The sequence below is a fragment of the Mesorhizobium sp. M0830 genome (assembly GCF_040319965.1).
In the GTDB taxonomy this organism is placed as follows: domain Bacteria; phylum Pseudomonadota; class Alphaproteobacteria; order Rhizobiales; family Rhizobiaceae; genus Mesorhizobium.
In genome coordinates this window covers 1-16,914 of record NZ_JAMYOR010000001.1, presented here as the reverse complement: position 1 = coordinate 16,914, position 16,914 = coordinate 1, and the positions used below count along the sequence as shown (strand labels likewise).

The 16,914-nt window shown below is 62.3% G+C and carries 15 protein-coding genes; 12 read left to right on the top strand and 3 right to left on the bottom strand.

The window, feature by feature from the left end:
* The first annotated feature begins 9 nt into the window (after positions 1–9).
* Entirely contained in the window at positions 10–3,390 is a 3,381-nt protein-coding gene (locus NKI20_RS00075; protein ID WP_352827200.1) for a DUF3971 domain-containing protein, read from the top strand.
* A gap of 6 nt (positions 3,391–3,396) precedes the next feature.
* Here the strand turns inward: NKI20_RS00075 and tyrS are convergent, their stop codons facing one another.
* Positions 3,397–4,650 carry a tyrosine--tRNA ligase gene (tyrS, locus tag NKI20_RS00070; RefSeq protein ID WP_352827197.1) on the bottom strand — a complete coding sequence of 418 codons (1,254 nt, stop codon included), beginning with the start codon at positions 4,648–4,650 and terminating at the stop codon, positions 3,397–3,399.
* Here tyrS and NKI20_RS00065 point away from each other — a divergent pair.
* From NKI20_RS00065 to NKI20_RS00055, 3 genes are all read left to right on the top strand, one after another.
* Positions 4,637–4,831, top strand: a complete 195-nt coding sequence (locus NKI20_RS00065; RefSeq protein ID WP_352827195.1) for a hypothetical protein — start codon at positions 4,637–4,639, stop codon at positions 4,829–4,831. The two genes, tyrS and NKI20_RS00065, sit on opposite strands and share 14 nt — an antisense overlap.
* A 358-nt stretch (positions 4,832–5,189) precedes the next feature.
* Complete coding sequence (locus tag NKI20_RS00060; protein ID WP_352827193.1) at positions 5,190–6,833, top strand: ArnT family glycosyltransferase; 1,644 nt, start codon at positions 5,190–5,192, stop codon at positions 6,831–6,833.
* A gap of 126 nt (positions 6,834–6,959) precedes the next feature.
* Positions 6,960–7,706: a phosphatase PAP2 family protein gene (locus tag NKI20_RS00055; protein ID WP_352827191.1), complete on the top strand. Its 747-nt coding sequence runs from the start codon at positions 6,960–6,962 to the stop codon at positions 7,704–7,706.
* 79 nt (positions 7,707–7,785) lie between these two features.
* Here the strand turns inward: NKI20_RS00055 and NKI20_RS00050 are convergent, their stop codons facing one another.
* The gene (locus NKI20_RS00050; protein ID WP_013532163.1) at positions 7,786–8,460 is read right to left on the bottom strand and encodes an alpha/beta hydrolase; all 675 of its coding nucleotides are present in this window, start codon (positions 8,458–8,460) and stop codon (positions 7,786–7,788) included.
* Between the two features lie 236 nt (positions 8,461–8,696).
* On the opposite strand from NKI20_RS00050, the gene NKI20_RS00045 reads away from it, so the two are divergent.
* From NKI20_RS00045 to sufA, 7 genes are all read left to right on the top strand, one after another.
* Positions 8,697–9,875, top strand: a complete 1,179-nt coding sequence (locus NKI20_RS00045; RefSeq protein ID WP_352827188.1) for a cysteine desulfurase family protein — start codon at positions 8,697–8,699, stop codon at positions 9,873–9,875.
* A gap of 186 nt (positions 9,876–10,061) precedes the next feature.
* Complete coding sequence (sufB, locus tag NKI20_RS00040) at positions 10,062–11,579, top strand: Fe-S cluster assembly protein SufB (protein ID WP_023759797.1); 1,518 nt, start codon at positions 10,062–10,064, stop codon at positions 11,577–11,579.
* Between the two features lie 27 nt (positions 11,580–11,606).
* Positions 11,607–12,362 (top strand): Fe-S cluster assembly ATPase SufC, encoded by a 756-nt coding sequence (gene sufC, locus NKI20_RS00035; RefSeq protein WP_023759796.1) that lies wholly within the window; start codon positions 11,607–11,609, stop codon positions 12,360–12,362.
* A gap of 19 nt (positions 12,363–12,381) precedes the next feature.
* Positions 12,382–13,650: a Fe-S cluster assembly protein SufD gene (sufD, locus tag NKI20_RS00030; protein ID WP_352827185.1), complete on the top strand. Its 1,269-nt coding sequence runs from the start codon at positions 12,382–12,384 to the stop codon at positions 13,648–13,650.
* A gap of 4 nt (positions 13,651–13,654) precedes the next feature.
* Positions 13,655–14,899 (top strand): cysteine desulfurase, encoded by a 1,245-nt coding sequence (locus NKI20_RS00025; RefSeq protein WP_352602711.1) that lies wholly within the window; start codon positions 13,655–13,657, stop codon positions 14,897–14,899.
* A gap of 21 nt (positions 14,900–14,920) precedes the next feature.
* A complete protein-coding gene (locus NKI20_RS00020) occupies positions 14,921–15,313 on the top strand; it encodes an SUF system Fe-S cluster assembly protein (protein ID WP_352485723.1) in 393 nt (130 codons plus the stop codon).
* A gap of 100 nt (positions 15,314–15,413) precedes the next feature.
* Positions 15,414–15,794: a Fe-S cluster assembly scaffold SufA gene (gene sufA / locus NKI20_RS00015; RefSeq protein ID WP_013532156.1), complete on the top strand. Its 381-nt coding sequence runs from the start codon at positions 15,414–15,416 to the stop codon at positions 15,792–15,794.
* A 33-nt stretch (positions 15,795–15,827) separates the two neighbouring features.
* Here the strand turns inward: sufA and NKI20_RS00010 are convergent, their stop codons facing one another.
* Complete coding sequence (locus NKI20_RS00010; RefSeq protein ID WP_352726564.1) at positions 15,828–16,325, bottom strand: GFA family protein; 498 nt, start codon at positions 16,323–16,325, stop codon at positions 15,828–15,830.
* 90 nt (positions 16,326–16,415) lie between these two features.
* On the opposite strand from NKI20_RS00010, the gene NKI20_RS00005 reads away from it, so the two are divergent.
* On the top strand, positions 16,416–16,739 hold the full coding sequence (locus NKI20_RS00005; RefSeq protein ID WP_352827181.1) for a TfoX/Sxy family protein: 324 nt from the start codon (positions 16,416–16,418) through the stop codon (positions 16,737–16,739).
* Positions 16,740–16,914 lie beyond the last annotated feature (175 nt).

Here is a 16,914-nt window from a genome sequence, read left to right as displayed (position 1 = left end):
GAAAATTGCTTGGATCAGGAGCAACCGCAGCACAAGAAGATCCGGTTCAGGCGTGGCGAGATCACCGACCTGGCGGCTTTCCCGTCGGCGTGTCGTGTGCCGCCGCTCGGTCAGGCGCGGATCGGACGCGGCTTTCGCATCTTGTCGCGGCTGTTCGCCAGTCTGGTCGCTCTCGTGTTGCTGGCCGCCGTGCTCGTTTATCTGGTTGGCGCCTCCGGCATCGGGGCCGACCGGCTTCGTATCGAGGCGGAAACGGCTCTTGAGAAGCTGGCCGGCGTCGATGTCAATGTCGCGGTCGGGCCGGCGCGCATCACGCTCGACAGTTCGAGTTTCATAGCGCTCCAGGTCAGCGATGTCAGCCTGAAGACCGCCGACGGCAAGCCGATGGCCGATGCCGGCCGCGTGCGATTCGGCGTGCGCCTGGTTCCTCTTCTGTGGGGGGATGTGCGGCTGACCAGCGCCAGGATCTCCGATGCCCGCATTGTCGTGGCGGCGATGCCGTCCGGCGGCGACTGGACCGCCGCCCTGCGCAATGCGGACGGCCTCATCGACCCTGAGAAGCTGTCCAATGCGGTGTTCGGAAACGTCAACCGCGCGCTCGATGCCGTGCGGGAAGATTCGCTGCGCCAGATCGATCTTCGCAACGTCGAATTCGTGCTGCCCGAAACCGGAACGATCAACCTCTTCAAGATAACCGACGCCACCGTCGTGCAATCGGGACCGGGCGGCATGCAGTTTTCATCCAAGGTGGATGTCAACGGCAGGACGGTTACCGTTGCCGCTTCCGCCACCCGCGACATCGCGGCACACCGCGTCACGGCGCTGGACGCCATCATCGACCTGGCGGATGCCGACGGTCCCGCGGCCGCCGCCGGGAAGTTGGGCGCGGTCGCGCTGAAGCTGACGGGATCGGAAGGATCGGGGGCAAATGCATCGCGGCTGACGGCTCTTTTGTCGTCGACGGGTTCCATTCTCAATCTAGGCACGCGCGGACTGCTGCCGGCTGACGTCGATGTCGACGCAACGCTTGTTGCCGGCAGCAACAAGGTCCAGGTCGACAGGTTGCTGCTGAAGACCGGTCGCTCGACATTCGATTTCGCCGGTTCGATCGGTCCGAAGCCGGCAAGCGGGGCGGCGGGTGAAGAGCCTTCCTATCGCTATGACCTGACCAGCGACGGTTCGTCGCTGGCGCCTTCGGAGTCGCCTGAGCCAGCGCTGACCTTCCTTGCCCGGATTGCCGGTGTCTACAACACGGTGAGCCACAGATTGGTCGCCGACCAGATCGCGCTTCGGTCCGCTGCCTCCAGCGAAGTGCTTGGCACCGCGGCCGTGGCGTTCGTCGACGGCAAGGCGCCGGGGATCAACCTTGCCGTCAATATCCACAACATGCAGGTCTCTCACGTCAAGCAGCTGTGGCCGTGGTTTTCGGCGCGCAACGCGCGGCTGTGGGTGCTCGCCAATCTGTTCGGCGGCCGCGTCGTCGACGCCAACCTCCAGTTCCAGGTCGTGCCGGGCCGGCTGGGCAACGGCGTGCCGCTGTCCGCCGACGAAATATTCGGCCGCTTCCAGATCGAGGGTTCGCGCTTCGACACGGCCGGCCGCATTCCGCCGATACGCGACGCGGTTGGCGTCGTCGGCTTTCACGGCAACGATGTCGATATCTCCCTGTCCTCTGGCACCGTCTATATGCCCAGCGGCCGCACCGTGGCGGCCAGCAATGGCACGCTGGCGATCAAGGCGGCCAATCACCCGCCGGTCATCGGCGCGCTCGACATCGACGTTGACGGCGGCGCATCCGCTGTTGCCGAACTCGCATCCTACGAGCCGATCAACGCCATGCGTCATGTCGGCATTCTGCCGGAAGAACTGTCGGGCAGCGTCACCGGCCACGTCAGGGCGAATATTCCGCTGCAGTCCGGCGTCGACTCCTCGAAGCTCGATTGGCTGGTGTCGCTCGACTACACCGGCATGTCGTTGGCCAAACCCTTCGAGGGGCAGACCGTGACGGATGCCGACGGTTCGATCACCGTCGACCCCGTTAAGGCGGTGATCTCCGCCAAGGCGTCGCTGAACGGCATTCCGGCCGAACTCGATCTGATCGAGCCGCTCAGGGATGATGGGCCGGCGCGCAGCCGCAAGGTGGCCTTGGTGCTCGACGACAAGGTCCGGGCCGCCGCCATGCCGGGTCTGAAGCCGCTGCTTGCCGGAACGGTGAAAGTAGCAATCGACAAGAACGGGAGCGGCAACCAGAACGTCTCGGCCGATCTGACCAATGCCAGGCTGGACATCCCCTGGGCGGGTTGGAGCAAGGGCGCGGGGGTCCCCGCCAATGTCACATTCGTCATGACCAAGGCCGGCGATACGACGACGCTGTCCGACTTCAACCTCGACGGAGAGAGTTTCTCCATCGACGGCAGCATCGTGCTGGTCAATGGTAGCTTGTCGTCGGCGCGGTTCAGCAAGGTCACCCTGAACAGGGGCGACGACGTAGCGGTGTCGGTGAAGCGATCCGGCAAGAGCTATGCGGTCGACATAACAGGCAGTGCCCTGGATGCCCGATCGCTTATCAAGCAGTTCACCTCGGATGTGGATACGGCCACCAAGACGACAGGTTCCGATGCTATTTCCGTCAGCGCCGATGTCGATCAGCTGACCGGTTTCCACGACGAGCAATTGTCCAATTTGAAACTCGACTACAGTGCGGCCGGATCGCGGGTGAATGGGCTGAAGGTCAGCGCCATGGCAAGTTCGGGCGCCGCCATAACCATCAGCAACACCACCGGTGCCGGCCGACGCGCCCTCAACATGCAGTCCGCGGACGCTGGCGCCGTCCTCAGGTTCCTCAACATCTACGAGCATATGGAAGGCGGAACGATCACCCTGGCGCTGGCGGGGCCGAGCGACGGAGCGCTGAAGGGCAAGGTCGACACCAGCAACTTTTTCGTGGTCAACGAGCCGAAACTGGCCTCTATCGTCTCGACCACGCCGGCAGGCGACAACCGCAGCCTCAATCAGGCGGTCAAGGGTAAGCTGGACACGTCGCGGGTGAAGTTCGAGCGCGGCTATGCCGAGATCGACAAGGGCAGCGGCTACCTGAAACTGGCCAATGGCGTGCTGCGCGGCCCGCGAATCGGCACGACGTTCCAGGGCACGCTCTACGACCAGAACAACAACATGGACATGACCGGCACGTTCATGCCGGTCTATGGCCTCAATCGCATCTTCGGTGAACTGCCCATCGTCGGCGCGCTGCTCGGCAACGGACGCGACCGTGGCCTGATCGGCGTGACCTACCGGCTCAAGGGCAATGCCAACAAGCCGCTGCTGGACATCAACCCGCTGTCAGTCATCGCGCCTGGTATATTCAGGTCGATCTTCGAATACCGGTGAGTGGCCTCAAGCCGGCCGCACCAGAATGTGTTTTTTCTTTCCCAAGGAAAGCTTTACGGCGTTTTCCGGACCCAAATCCATTGAAGTCACCAGCCGGCGTTCGTCGCTGACAGGCTCGTCGTTCAGGCGCACGGCGCCGCCCTGCACATGCCGCCGCGCCTCGCCGTTCGACGCCGCCAGTCCGGCGGTGACTAGCAGCGACAGGACGCCGACGCCGGCTTCGAGAGCGGCCTTCTCCAACTCGACGCTCGGCAGCGATTCGGCGAGCGCGCCTTCCTCGAACGTCTTGCGCGCGGTTTCGCTTGCTGTCTCCGCGGCTGCGCGGCCGTGCAGCAAGGCGGTGATCTCGGTGGCGAGGATCTTCTTGGCCTCATTGATCTCGGATCCGCCGAGCCGCTCGAGCCGCGCGATCTCGTCCAGCGGCAGCGTCGTGTAGAGTTTTAGGAAGCGGGCAACGTCGGCATCCTCGGTGTTGCGCCAGTACTGCCAGAATTCATAGGGGCTCAGCATCTCCGCATCGAGCCAGACCGCGCCCGACGCCGACTTGCCCATCTTGGCGCCTGATGAGGTGGTGAGCAGCGGCGTTGTCAGGGCATAAAGCTGCGCGTTCTCCATGCGGTGGCCGAGATCGATGCCGTTGATGATGTTGCCCCACTGGTCGGAGCCACCCATCTGCAGGCGGCAGCCAAGACGCTTGTAGAGCTCGACGAAATCATAGGCCTGCAGGATCATGTAGTTGAATTCGAGGAACGACAGCGACTGCTCGCGATCGAGCCGGAGCTTGACGGAATCGAAGGCCAGCATGCGGTTGACGGAAAAGTGACGGCCGACGTCGCGCAGGAAATTGACGTAGTTGATCTCCATCAGCCAGTCGGCGTTGTTGATCATGATGGCATCGTTCGGACCGCTGCCGAATTTGAGGTACGGCATGAAATTGCGGCGGATGCCGGCGAGGTTGTCGTCGATATCCTGCGGGGTCAGCAGCTTGCGCGCCTCGTCCTTGAAGGACGGGTCGCCGATCATCGAGGTGCCGCCACCCATCAGCGCGATGGGCCGATGACCGGTCTGCTGCAGCCAGTGCAGCATCATGATCTGGATCAGCGAGCCGGCATGCAGGCTTTTGGCGGTCGCGTCGAAGCCGATATAGGCGGTCACCGTCTCCTTGGCGAAGATATTGTCGAGGCCGGCATCATCCGAAGTCTGGTGGATGAAACCGCGCTCGCTCATCGTGCGCAGGAAATCGGATTTGAAGGCGGACATTGTTTCTTTCCCGAAAGCACCCGGCCGCTGCGGCTCGGACGTGCATGAACGCGGGCGTTTAGCATCCAAGCGCGATCAGCAAAAGTGGTTTCCGGTTTTGCGTCTGATCGCGCTTCAACAAAGAACTCGCGATCAGCAAAAGTGGTTTCCGGTTTTGCGGCCCGGGCGGGTGGCCAAGTAGGGCAACGACTCGGGCTAACGGGTTCCTTCGGAGCCTTCGCCGGCGCGTAGGCTGACGGAAACGAAAAACCCGCCTGTGCGGCGGGTCACTGGCGCAAATCAGCACCATAGAGGAATATGTACCATAGCTGAGGACACAGAGTCAAGAAAAAATTCCTATCGTGAAAAGCTGCCGGTACAGAAGCTGCCGACACCGCTGAACTGGCTGCCGTCAGGTTTTACCTGAGTTCGGAGCCCTAGATGGCCAAGCCCACTTCTTGCCTCATTCTTTTGGCTGGCGTATTGAGGCGCCGCGCAGGGGCAGGGCCGAAGCGCCACGACGGGGCCATCCCGCAGATCAGACCCGGAAAGCTCCCGCGATGAACAGGAACTATCTCCTCCTCTTTCTGTTCAGTCTGCTGATGACTTTCGGCGGCCTGATGAGCCTTCCGCCAGTCGACCGCGACGAGTCGCGTTTTGTCCAGGCCACCAAGCAGATGGTCGAAACCTCCGACTATGTCGACATCCGTTTTCAGGATGCCTCGCGCTACAAGAAGCCGATCGGCATCTATTGGCTTCAATCGGCGGCCGTGGCGCTGAGCGGCGAGGGCGCGGCGGCGCCAATCTGGGTCTATCGCCTCGTCTCCATGCTTGGCATTGCCCTGTCCGTCGTCGGTATCGCCTGGACGGGCACCAAGCTCTTCGCGGCCAATGCGGGTCTCGCCGCCGGTCTGATGATGGCGGCGATCTTCGCCACCGCCTTCGAGGGCCGCGACGCCAAGACCGACGCGATGCTGCTGGCTTGCTGCGTTGCGGCTCAAGGCGCGCTCGCCCAGATCTATCTGGCGTCGCGGCGAAAGGAACCGATAGCCGCCCATCTGCCGTGGGTCTTCTGGGCGGCCCAAGGCCTGGGGATCCTTATCAAAGGACCCGTCGCCCCGCTGTTGTCGGTGCTGACGGTCGCCACCCTTTTCGCCTTCGAGCGCGACTGGCACTGGATCCTGAAGCTGAAGCTCGTGCGCGGCGTCGCTCTGGTGCTCCTTATCGTGCTGCCCTGGGTCGCGCTCATCACCTGGAAGAGCGGTGGCGCCTTTCTGCAGGATGCCGTCGGCAAGGACATGGTGGCCAAGGTCGCGTCTGGTGAGGAGTCGCACGGCCTGCCGCCCGGTTTCTACATGCTGACCTATTCGCTGTTCATGTGGCCTTTCGGCCTGGTCGCGGTCGGCGCCGGGCTCCAGGCCCTCAACCGGTTGCGCGACGATCCGCGGCTGCGTTTCTGCCTCGCCTGGTACATTCCGTTTTGGCTGGTGTTCGAGTTGATCCCGACCAAGCTGCCGCACTATGTCCTGCCGGCCTATCCCGGCATGGCGCTGCTGATCGGCTGGCTGCTGACGTTGTCGCCGCAGGAGGCGAATGCGCCGCTCAAGCGCTGGCAGAATTGGTTGTGGTGGTCGACAGCATTCGGTCTGGTCGTCGTCAGCCTCGGCTTGGCGGCGGTCTGCATCGGAGCGCCGATCTACCTCACCGGCACTTTCTCCTGGTGGAGCATCCCGGCAGCCGCGGCAGCACTGGGGGCGGCCTACTTCGCTTTTTCCAGGGAGCTGCAAGTGCCGCTGCGCCGCATCGGCGCCATCGCGGTCTGCGCGGGCATCACCTATGGCTTGCTGTTCGGCATCATCGCGCCGTCGCTGAAGCCGATCTGGCTGAGCCCGGCCATCGAAGCGGCGGTCCGTGCCAACAGGCCCTGCGAGACCACGGTGCTCGCTTCGGCGGAATATCACGAGCCGAGCCTGGTGTTCCTGGTGGGCACGAAGACGGTGCTGACCGATGTCGATGGCGTCGCCAGACATCTGCTTGGCGACCCTGCCTGCGCGCTGGCGCTGGCAAAGGTCGGCGACGAGCAGAAACTGAACGGCCTGCTGGCCGCACAAGGCAAGTCGGCAAACCGAGTGGCGCGGATCGATGGGCTCAACTATTCGTCGGGAGACAAACTGTCTCTCGGCCTCTATCGTGTGGCCCAATGACGGCTCGTCGATGCCCATGACGGCAACAATGGGGTCGAATTTCACATGTTGGTAAAATCGCGCCCTTCCGTTTCCGGCCTGCTCCTTGGGCTAGGGCGCCGGTCCCTCGACAATTTTCGCGATACGATGCAGATCGTCAAAAGGCGCTTTGCCGTCCGTCCGGCCAGATACCCGAATATTTTGTGGTCGGTCTGGGTGCTGGTCTGGGTTTTGCTGACGGCGGCAGCGTTCGTCCGCCTCGACACACCGGCTGGAGTGCTTCACGGCCAGTGGTCGGCGAAATTTGTCCGGCTTGCCGACTTTTTCACGCAGCTCGGCCTGGGTGGCTGGTATCTCATCCCGTCGGCGCTTCTGCTCGTTGCCGCGAACCTGACGGACTGGCGAAGCCTCTCAAGGCGCTCGCTGATGCTCGTCTACAACTGGACCTGCCTGGCTTTTCTGGTGCTGGGCGCCGTCGGCCTGTCGGGCCTCACCGTCAATGTGCTGAAATACGCGATCGGTCGGGCTCGCCCGCTCTATTTCGGCGACTTTGGTGTGCTGGCCTTGCATCCCTTCGCTTTTGATGCGCGCTTCGCCGGCTTCCCGTCCGGCCATGCCACGACCATGGGCGCCGTATTCGGCGTCGCCCTGCTGTTGTTTCCAAGGCGCTGGTACATCGCATTGGCGATCACGGCTTGCATTGCCTCGACGCGGGTCTTCGTCGGCGCGCACTATCCCAGCGACACCGTTGCCGGCTTCGGCCTCGGCTGCGCCATCGCGCTGGCCTGCGGGCTGCTCTTTGCCCGGCTCGGCTTCATCTTTCGTCCGATGCCGTCAGGATTGCCGGTCCGCAAGAACACGTTTCGGCTGATCGGACCGACAAGGAAGGCCTGAGCGTTCGGTCTGGCTCGAACCGGCCCTGGCGTGCGCCTTTCCCTGAGATGGGGAGGCTCGTAAATGGCTGCCGTTCTTCCTATCTCAGCCGCTTCGGCCGCGGATCCGACAATTCACCGGCAAGCCGGCGGTCGAGATAATCAGCGCACTCCTCGAGCAACAGGTCGGCGTCGTTGGAGAAGAAATGGTTGGCGCCGGGCAACGTCTTCTGCGTGATGGTGATGCCTTTTTGCGTGTGCAGCTTGTCGACCAGGCCTTGCACATCCTTTGGTGGCGCCACCTTGTCGGCATCGCCATGGATGATCAGGCCCGATGACGGACAGGGCGCCAGGAACGAGAAGTCATAGGTGTTGGGCTGCGGCGCGATCGAGATGAAACCTTCGATCTCCGGCCGGCGCATCAAAAGCTGCATGCCGATCCAGGAGCCGAAGGAGTAACCGGCGACCCAGCAACTCTTGGAATCCGGATGCAGCGACTGCACCCAATCCAGCGCTGCGGCGGCATCCGACAATTCGCCGGTGCCGTGATCGAATTCGCCCTGGCTGCGGCCAATGCCGCGGAAATTGAAGCGAAGCGTCGTGAAATCCCGCTTCTGGAACATGTAGAAGAGGTCGTAGACGATCTTGTTGTTCATCGTGCCGCCGAACTGTGGGTGCGGGTGCAGAACGATGGCTATCGGCGCGCTCTTTTCCTTGGAAGGCTGGTAGCGCCCCTCCAGGCGGCCGGCAGGACCGGTGAAAATGACCTCAGGCATAAAATACTCCACTTGCAACGAATGCGCGGCGCCCGGAACATGTCTTCCTCTGGCCTTGACGCAGGGCGAGCGTCTTCTTAGAAGCTAGTTTAGAATTGTTCAAAACTGAGTGGCAAGCCATCGAGCCGGGCCACCCGCGCCGCAAGCCGCGTAAATAGGACGCCTCGCCTTGGAATTTCAAGGAAATAACGCGATACGTCGGCGGAATGGCTTCTAACGGGACCAACTGGACGAAAATGGCCGCAAAACGAGCCTATCTCGACTACAATGCCAGTGCGCCGCTGCTTGCAGTGGCCCGCGAGGCAATGGTCGCGGCGCTCGATTTCGCCGCCAACCCGTCCTCGGTCCACGCCGAAGGCCGCGCCGCGCGACGCCTGGTCGAGACCGCAAGGCGTGATGTGGCGGCACTTGTCAACGCCAAGCCCGAGCACGTCGTGTTCACCTCCGGCGCGACTGAAGCCGCCTCGACGCTGCTTTCACCCGATTGGCAGATGGGACGCGGCGCCATACGCATGAGCCGGCTCTACATGTCCGAAGCCGATCATCCCTGCCTGTTGAACGGCGGGCGCTTCCCGGCCGGACTGGTGACGCGGCTCGGCGTCGATGCTGACGGCACCGCCGATCTTGCAGCCTTGGCCGCAGCACTTGTGGCGCATGACAAGGCCGATGGCCTGCCGCTGGTCGCCATCCATGCCGCCAACAACGAGACCGGTGTCATTCAGCCGATCGATCGCATCGCCGGTATCGTCAAGGAAGCGGGCGGCATCCTCGTCGTCGACGCCGTTCAGGCTGCCGGACGCCTTTCAATCGATATGTCAGCGGGTTACGCTGATTATCTGATACTGTCTTCGCACAAGATCGGCGGCCCCAAGGGCGTCGGCGCCATAGTCGCCGCCTCCGATCTGATGATGCCGAAGCCGCTGATCAATGGCGGCGGCCAGGAAAAGGGCCACCGTGGCGGCACGGAAAACCTCGCCGCCATTGCCGGTTTTGGCGCCGCCGCACGCGCGGCTCTGGGCGGGCTGCCGGCCATGGATGCGGTGCGGCAGCGCCGCGACGAGATCGAAGCCATTGTGAAAATGTTGGTGCCGGACGCGGAAATCTTTGGAACGGGTGCGCCAAGGCTTGCCAATACGACATTCTTCGCTATTGCGGGCGTCAAGGCCGAAACCGCTCAGATCGCTTTCGATCTGGCCGGCGTGGCGCTATCGGCCGGCTCCGCCTGTTCGTCGGGCAAGGTCGGACCGAGCCATGTGCTGAAGGCCATGGGATACGGCGACAGTCTTGGCGCCTTGCGCGTGTCGATCGGTTCGGCGACGGGCGCTGAGGATATCGAGCTGTTCCGCACCGCGCTGGCGGGGATCGCCGCACGGCAAACCGCCAGGGAGAAGGCGGATAGAGACCAGGCCGCGTGAGCGGTTGGACAAGTTTGGGCCTTTCGGCCTGGTAGAGCCGTGCGTTTCGTGCTGGCCGGGTGAATTTCCGGTCGAGACGCACTATATGGAACTCACGCTGCCGCGAGCGCTTTTTTCGGCGTTGATTGGCAGTGCCATAGTTTGAAAACTGTCGGGCCTTGACCCCGGCGTGGATGGAGAACGCATATGCCTGCTGTGCAGGACACGATCGATCGGGTCCGAAAGATCGACGTCGACCAATACAAATACGGATTCCAGACCGAAATAGCGATGGACAAGGCCCCCAAGGGCCTGAGCGAAGACATCATCCGCTTCATTTCGGCCAAGAAGGACGAGCCGTCCTGGATGCTCGAATGGCGTCTGGAAGCGTATCGCCGTTGGCTGACGCTGGACGAGCCGACCTGGGCGCGCGTCCATTATCCGAAGATCGATTTCCAGGACATCTACTATTACGCTGCGCCGAAGAGCACGCCCGGCCCGACGTCGCTGAGCGATGTCGATCCCGAACTGCTGAAGGTCTACGAGAAGCTCGGCATTCCGTTGAGGGAACAGGAAATTCTCGCCGGCGTGCAAAAGGCTGACGCCTCCGAGCTCGAGGAAGCCAGCGACAATGTCTACAAATCGGGCCGTGTCGCGGTCGACGCCGTGTTCGATTCCGTATCGGTCGTCACCACCTTCAAGAAAGAGCTGGCGCAGGCCGGCGTCATCTTCTGTTCGATCTCGGAAGCCATCCGCGAGCATCCGGAACTGGTGAAGAAATATCTCGGTTCGGTCGTGCCGACCTCCGACAATTATTACGCCACGCTGAACTCCGCCGTGTTCACCGACGGCTCGTTCGTCTTCGTGCCCAAGGGCGTACGCTGCCCGATGGAACTGTCGACCTATTTCCGCATGAACGAGAAGAACACCGGCCAGTTCGAGCGCACGCTGATCATCGCCGAGGAGGGGGCCTACGTCTCCTATCTCGAAGGTTGCACGGCGCCGCAGCGCGACGAGAACCAGCTGCATGCGGCAGTTGTCGAACTGGTGGCGCTCGACGATGCCGAGATCAAATATTCGACGGTGCAGAACTGGTATCCCGGCGACGCCGAGGGCAAGGGCGGCATCTACAATTTCGTCACCAAGCGCGGTGACTGCCGTGGTCACCGTTCGAAGATCTCGTGGACGCAGGTCGAGACCGGTTCGGCGATCACCTGGAAATATCCGAGCTGCATCCTGCGCGGCGACGATTCCAGCGGCGAGTTCTATTCGATCGCCGTGTCGAACGGCTATCAGCAGGTCGACAGCGGCACCAAGATGATCCATCTCGGCAAGAACACGTCGAGCCGCATCATCTCCAAGGGTATCGCCGCCGGCTTCTCGCAGAACACATATCGCGGCCAGGTCTCGGCGCACCGCAAGGCGACCAACGCCCGCAACTTCACCAACTGCGACTCGCTGCTGATCGGCGACCAGTGCGGCGCGCACACCGTGCCCTACATGGAAGCCAAGAATTCGACGGCGCAGTTCGAGCATGAAGCCACGACCTCGAAGATTTCCGAGGACCAGAAATTCTACGTCATGCAGCGCGGCATCCCCGAGGAAGAGGCGATCGCCCTGATCGTCAACGGCTTCGTCAAGGATGTGATCCAGCAACTTCCGATGGAGTTCGCGGTCGAAGCGCAAAAGCTGATCGGAATTTCGCTTGAGGGCTCGGTCGGTTGACCGGACAGATATTCAGGAAACAAAAGAATGCTTGAAATCAGAAATCTGCATGCCCGCATCGTCGATGACGGCACCGAAATCATCCGCGGCCTGAGCCTGACGGTGAAAGCCGGCGAGGTCGCTGCGATCATGGGACCGAACGGCTCGGGCAAGTCGACGCTGTCCTACATCCTCGCCGGCCGCGAGGACTATGAGGTGACCGAGGGCGACATCCTCTACAACGGCCAGTCGATCCTCGAAATGGATCCGGCCGAGCGTGCCACGTCGGGCATTTTCCTCGCCTTCCAGTACCCGATGGAGATACCGGGCGTGGCGACCATGGAATTCCTGAAAGTGGCGATGAACGAGCAGCGCAAGGCGCGTGGCGAAGAGCCGCTGAAGATTCCGGAATTCCTGAAGCGGGTGAAGGAGGCAGCTGCCTCGCTCAGCATGGACATGGCGATGCTGAAGCGGCCGCTCAATGTCGGCTTCTCCGGCGGCGAGAAGAAGCGCGCCGAGATCCTGCAGATGAAACTGCTTGAGCCGAAGCTGTGCGTGCTAGACGAGACCGATTCCGGCCTCGACATCGACGCGCTGAAGATCGTGTCCGACGGCGTTAATGCTTTGCGCGCACCGGACCGCGCGTTTCTGGTCATCACCCATTACCAGCGCCTGCTCGAACACATCGTGCCGGACAGCGTGCACGTGCTCTACAAGGGCCAGGTCATCAAGTCCGGCGACAAGTCGCTGGCGCTTGATCTTGAGGCCAACGGCTATGCCGGCGTGATCGGCGAAGCCGCGTGAGATGCCAGAGGGCAGATTGATGAATATGCACACTCAACCGCAGCGGACGCAGGCCGAGACAGCGTTGATCGACGCGTTCGGTGACCGGCTGTCGCTGCTGCCGGGCGACGGCGCGGTGATGCTGAAGCGCGACGACGCCATCGAGGCGATCAAGCACGGCCTGCCGACTCGGCGCATCGAATCCTGGCATTACACCGACCTGCGCCGGCTGTTGAATGCGGTGCCGGACTTCGACCCGGCCGCCATGGCCAAGGCCGTTGCACCGATCGTCGATGGTTCTGCCGTGGTGTCGATCCTGAATGGCAAGTCCGACGCGAAAATGCCGGCCCTTGAAGGCGTCGCCTTCCAGCCTCTGTCGGAAAAGCTGATCGATGGCAGCATTGCTCCGGGGCTCGATCCCTATGGCAGCGACGATGCCATCGGCGCGCTGAACACGGCCTTTGTCGCCGACGGTTATTTCGTCGATATCGCCGAAGGCACGGAGCTTGAAAAGCCGATCGAACTGCAGAATTTGCAGGCCGGCGGCCAGACCCATGTGCGTTTGCCGGTGCGTGTCGGCGCTGGCGCCAAGGCGGTCATCGTCGAGCGTCAGGCGGGTGACGGCGCTGCTTTGGTCAGCTCGGTCAGCCAGCTCGTGCTGGGCGAGGGCGCCGAGGTGACGTGGCTGATCGTGCAGGAACAGCCGGAAACCGCGACGCATCTGGCGCAGTTCAAGGCCCATATCGGCAAGAATGCGAAGCTGACGCTGTTCGTCATGAACGCCGGCGGCAAGCTTGTGCGCCAGGAGGTCATGGTCAGGACGACTGGCGAAGGCGCCGATTTCAAACTGCGCGGCATCAATCTTCTGGCCGGCGACACCCACACCGACGTGACCATGGTTCTCGACCATGCCGTGCCGCACACGACCTCCACGGAAGTGATCCGCAATGTGGTGACGGGCAAGGCGCGGGGCGCCTTCCAGGGCCGCATCAACGTCCATCAATACGCGCAGAAGACCAATGCCAAGATGGCTTGCAACACGCTGCTGCTGTCGGACGACGGCGAGTTCTCGACCAAACCCGAGCTTGAAATTTTCGCCGACGACGTCATCTGCGGCCATGGCGCGACCGTCACCGAGATCGACCACGACCATTTGTTCTACCTGATGGCACGTGGCGTCGACGAGAAGACCGCGCGGGGGTTGCTCGTGAAAGCCTTCGTCGCAGAGGTGATCGAGGAACTGGACGACGAGGCGATTGTCGAGGCGCTCGAAGCGCGGCTCGACGGCTGGTTTGTGGCACACGGGTGAAGTGATGAACGCGCCGGGCAAGATCGGAGATTTCTACGACGTCGAAGCGATCCGCCGCGATTTCCCGATCCTGTCGCGGGAAGTCTATGGCAAGCCTCTGGTCTATCTCGACAACGGCGCCTCGGCACAGAAGCCGCAGGTGGTGCTGGACACGATACAGCACGCCTATTCCCAGGAATACGCCAACGTCCATCGCGGCCTGCATTTCCTCTCCAACGCCGCGACCGACGCCTACGAAAAGGCGCGGGAAACGGTGCGCCGGTTCTTGAACGCGCCGAGCACCGACAACATCGTCTTCACGTCGAACACGACCTCGGCCATCAACACGGTCGCCTATGGCTATGGCATGCCCAACATCGGCGAGGGCGACGAGATCGTGCTGTCGATCATGGAACACCACTCCAACATCGTACCGTGGCACTTCATCCGCGAACGGCAGGGCGCCAGGCTGGTATGGGCACCGGTCGACGATCTCGGCGTTTTCCACATCGAGGAATTCGAGAAGCGGCTGACCAGCAAGACAAAGCTTGTTGCCATCACGCATATGTCGAATGCGTTGGGCACGGTGACGCCGATCAAGGAGATCGTGCGCATCGCCCATTCGCGCGGCATTCCGGTACTCGTCGACGGCAGCCAGAGCGCGGTGCATATGCCGATCGACGTGCAGGATCTCGACTGCGATTTCTTCGTCTTCACCGGCCACAAGGTCTACGGCCCCTCGGGCATCGGTGTGCTCTACGGCAAGAAGGACATTCTTGAGGGCATGCGCCCCTTCATGGGCGGTGGCGAGATGATCGAGGAGGTGACGGAAGACATAGTCACCTACAACGAGCCGCCGCACCGCTTCGAGGCCGGCACGCCGCCGATCGTCCAGGCGATCGGGCTGGGCGCCGCGCTCGACTATATGGAAAAGATCGGCCGCGAGCGCATCGCGGCCCATGAGGCCGACCTCAAGAATTATGCGCATGAGCGGCTGCGCGCCATCAACTCGCTGCGCATCTTCGGCGACGCGCCGGATAAGGGCGCCATCATCTCGTTCGAATTGCAGGGTATTCACGCGCATGACGTGTCGATGGTGATTGATCGGCAAGGCATTGCCGTCCGCGCGGGCACCCATTGCGCCCAGCCGCTGTTGAAACGCTTCGGCGTAACCTCCACATGCAGGGCGTCATTCGGCATGTATAATACCAGGGCCGAAGTCGACGCTTTGGCCGAGGCGCTTGAGAAAGCGCGCAAATTCTTCGGGTGAGAATTTTTTTGGGTGACGACCATGGATGATGTGAGCCACACCACCGAGACCGCACCGGAAGCGGCCATCAACCCGCTGGTTTCCGCCTCGGCGATTCCCGCCGACGAATTGGCGCGGCTGACCGACGACATCGTCTCGGCGCTGAAGACCGTCTACGACCCGGAAATCCCTGCCGATATCTACGAACTCGGCCTCGTCTACAAGATCGACATCGAGGACAATCGCGCGGTCAAGATCGACATGACGCTGACCGCACCGGGCTGCCCGGTCGCCGGCGAAATGCCCGGCTGGGTGGAAAACGCCGTCGGCGCCGTCGAAGGCGTGTCCGGCGTCGAAGTCAACATGACCTTCGATCCGCCTTGGTCGCCCGATCGCATGTCGGAAGAGGCGCAGGTCGCGGTGGGTTGGTATTAGCGTCGAGGCTGGCACACTTGCGCCAGTCATAAAACTTCACCATTTTAGGTGAAGAATCATTCGGCAGGCCTTGAACCTGCATGGAATGGAAGGAAAAAGAATGGGACGCTTCGCCGTCATCACGATGACCGAAAAGGCCGCCGACCGGGTGCGCGAGATCGTTGCCACCCGCGACAATGCGCATGGCATTCGCCTCGGCATCAAGAAGGGCGGCTGCGCCGGCATGGAATACACGGTCGATCTGGTGACCGAGCCCAACACCAAGGACGACCATATCGAGCGCGACGGCGCCCATGTCTATGTGGCGCCTGAGGCAGCGCTATTCCTGTTCGGCACCGAGATGGATTTCGAGCAGACGACGCTGCGCACCGGCTTCACCTTCCACAACCCGAACCAGAGCTCGGCCTGCGGCTGCGGCGAATCCGTCGAGTTGAAGCCGGCGGACCTCAAGGCGCTGGCGGAAGCACGCGCCTCGGCCTGATCTTTCTTCGCCCCGTAGACGGGGCGAAGAAGACTACTCCACCCACATTCCCGTCCGTTTGTGCCAGTCGGCGATCGATTCCTCGGGATAGACGTCGAACGCCTTGTCGCCCTTGCCGATATCGGGCTCGACCCAGTTCGCCTTGTATTTCAGCATCAAATGCACCCGGCTCGGTGGAATGGGCAGGTCGCTGTCGATAGCTGACGCAAAGGGATGCACCAGTTCCGGCCATGTCGGATCGTAGAGCCACAGCGCCGATCCGCACTTCTTGCAGAAATTGCGTTCGCCGGTCGATATCTCGCACTGCGGGTGCTCGTCGTCTTCGATTTCGGCCCGGTAGACGCCAAGGCTTCTCTTGCCCCTGATATTCAGCGTTTCGTAGTCGGCGCCGAGATTGATGGTGAAGCCGCCGCCGCCTTGCTGCTTGCGGCAGATCGAGCAGTAGCACAGCATGAACGGCACCGGCGTGTGGCTCTCCACCTCGAAGCGGACGGCATTGCAGCGGCAGGATCCTTTGAGCAGAAGCGGCATGGCAAAAACTCCAACGGATGGCTCTCAACCTGTCAGCATGATTTTGGTTGCGGCGATGACAAGGTCAAATGCCGGTGACATGATCGCGGCATGGACAATGAACGCATCGCCGAACTGTTCGAGGGCCTCGGCCCGGTCAGTATCCGCAAGCTGTTCGGCGGCAAGGGCATCTATTTCGACGGCGTCATCGTCGCCATCGTGCTGCGCGGCGAATTGATGCTGAAGGCCGACGAGCAAAGCGCACCCGAGTTCGAAGCCGCCGGCTGCACGCAATGGACCTATACCGGCTCCCGCCATGGCAATCAGGTCTCCATGCCCTACTGGAGCGTTCCCGACAGCGCTTTCGATGATCCCGACGAGATGACGGTCTGGGTAAGGCGAGCGTATGAGGCGGGACGGCGGGCGGGGAAGTGACGCGCAATATTTGGGAACGCCGGCGGGACAGCGCCCCCCTCTGGCCTGCCGGCCATCTCCCCCGTAGAACGCAGGACTGTCCGGGGAAAGTTATTCATATATGAAGGCCATCTGATTGAGGGAGGATCGGTCTCTTGGTCGGCTCGGATTGACCGGCGGCGGCTTATCGATGGCG

Bases quoted from the DNA above. Each gene is read 5' to 3' on its own strand.
- tyrS (WP_352827197.1), bottom strand. From the start codon at position 4,650: ATGTCCGCCTTCAAATCCGATTTCCTGCGCACGATGAGCGAGCGCGGT.
- NKI20_RS00060 (WP_352827193.1), top strand. From the start codon at position 5,190: ATGAACAGGAACTATCTCCTCCTCTTTCTGTTCAGTCTGCTGATGACT.
- NKI20_RS00055 (WP_352827191.1), top strand. From the start codon at position 6,960: ATGCAGATCGTCAAAAGGCGCTTTGCCGTCCGTCCGGCCAGATACCCG.
- NKI20_RS00050 (WP_013532163.1), bottom strand. From the start codon at position 8,460: ATGCCTGAGGTCATTTTCACCGGTCCTGCCGGCCGCCTGGAGGGGCGC.
- NKI20_RS00045 (WP_352827188.1), top strand. From the start codon at position 8,697: ATGGCCGCAAAACGAGCCTATCTCGACTACAATGCCAGTGCGCCGCTG.
- sufB (WP_023759797.1), top strand. From the start codon at position 10,062: ATGCCTGCTGTGCAGGACACGATCGATCGGGTCCGAAAGATCGACGTC.
- sufC (WP_023759796.1), top strand. From the start codon at position 11,607: ATGCTTGAAATCAGAAATCTGCATGCCCGCATCGTCGATGACGGCACC.
- sufD (WP_352827185.1), top strand. From the start codon at position 12,382: ATGAATATGCACACTCAACCGCAGCGGACGCAGGCCGAGACAGCGTTG.
- NKI20_RS00025 (WP_352602711.1), top strand. From the start codon at position 13,655: ATGAACGCGCCGGGCAAGATCGGAGATTTCTACGACGTCGAAGCGATC.
- NKI20_RS00020 (WP_352485723.1), top strand. From the start codon at position 14,921: ATGGATGATGTGAGCCACACCACCGAGACCGCACCGGAAGCGGCCATC.
- sufA (WP_013532156.1), top strand. From the start codon at position 15,414: ATGGGACGCTTCGCCGTCATCACGATGACCGAAAAGGCCGCCGACCGG.
- NKI20_RS00010 (WP_352726564.1), bottom strand. From the start codon at position 16,325: ATGCCGCTTCTGCTCAAAGGATCCTGCCGCTGCAATGCCGTCCGCTTC.
- NKI20_RS00005 (WP_352827181.1), top strand. From the start codon at position 16,416: ATGGACAATGAACGCATCGCCGAACTGTTCGAGGGCCTCGGCCCGGTC.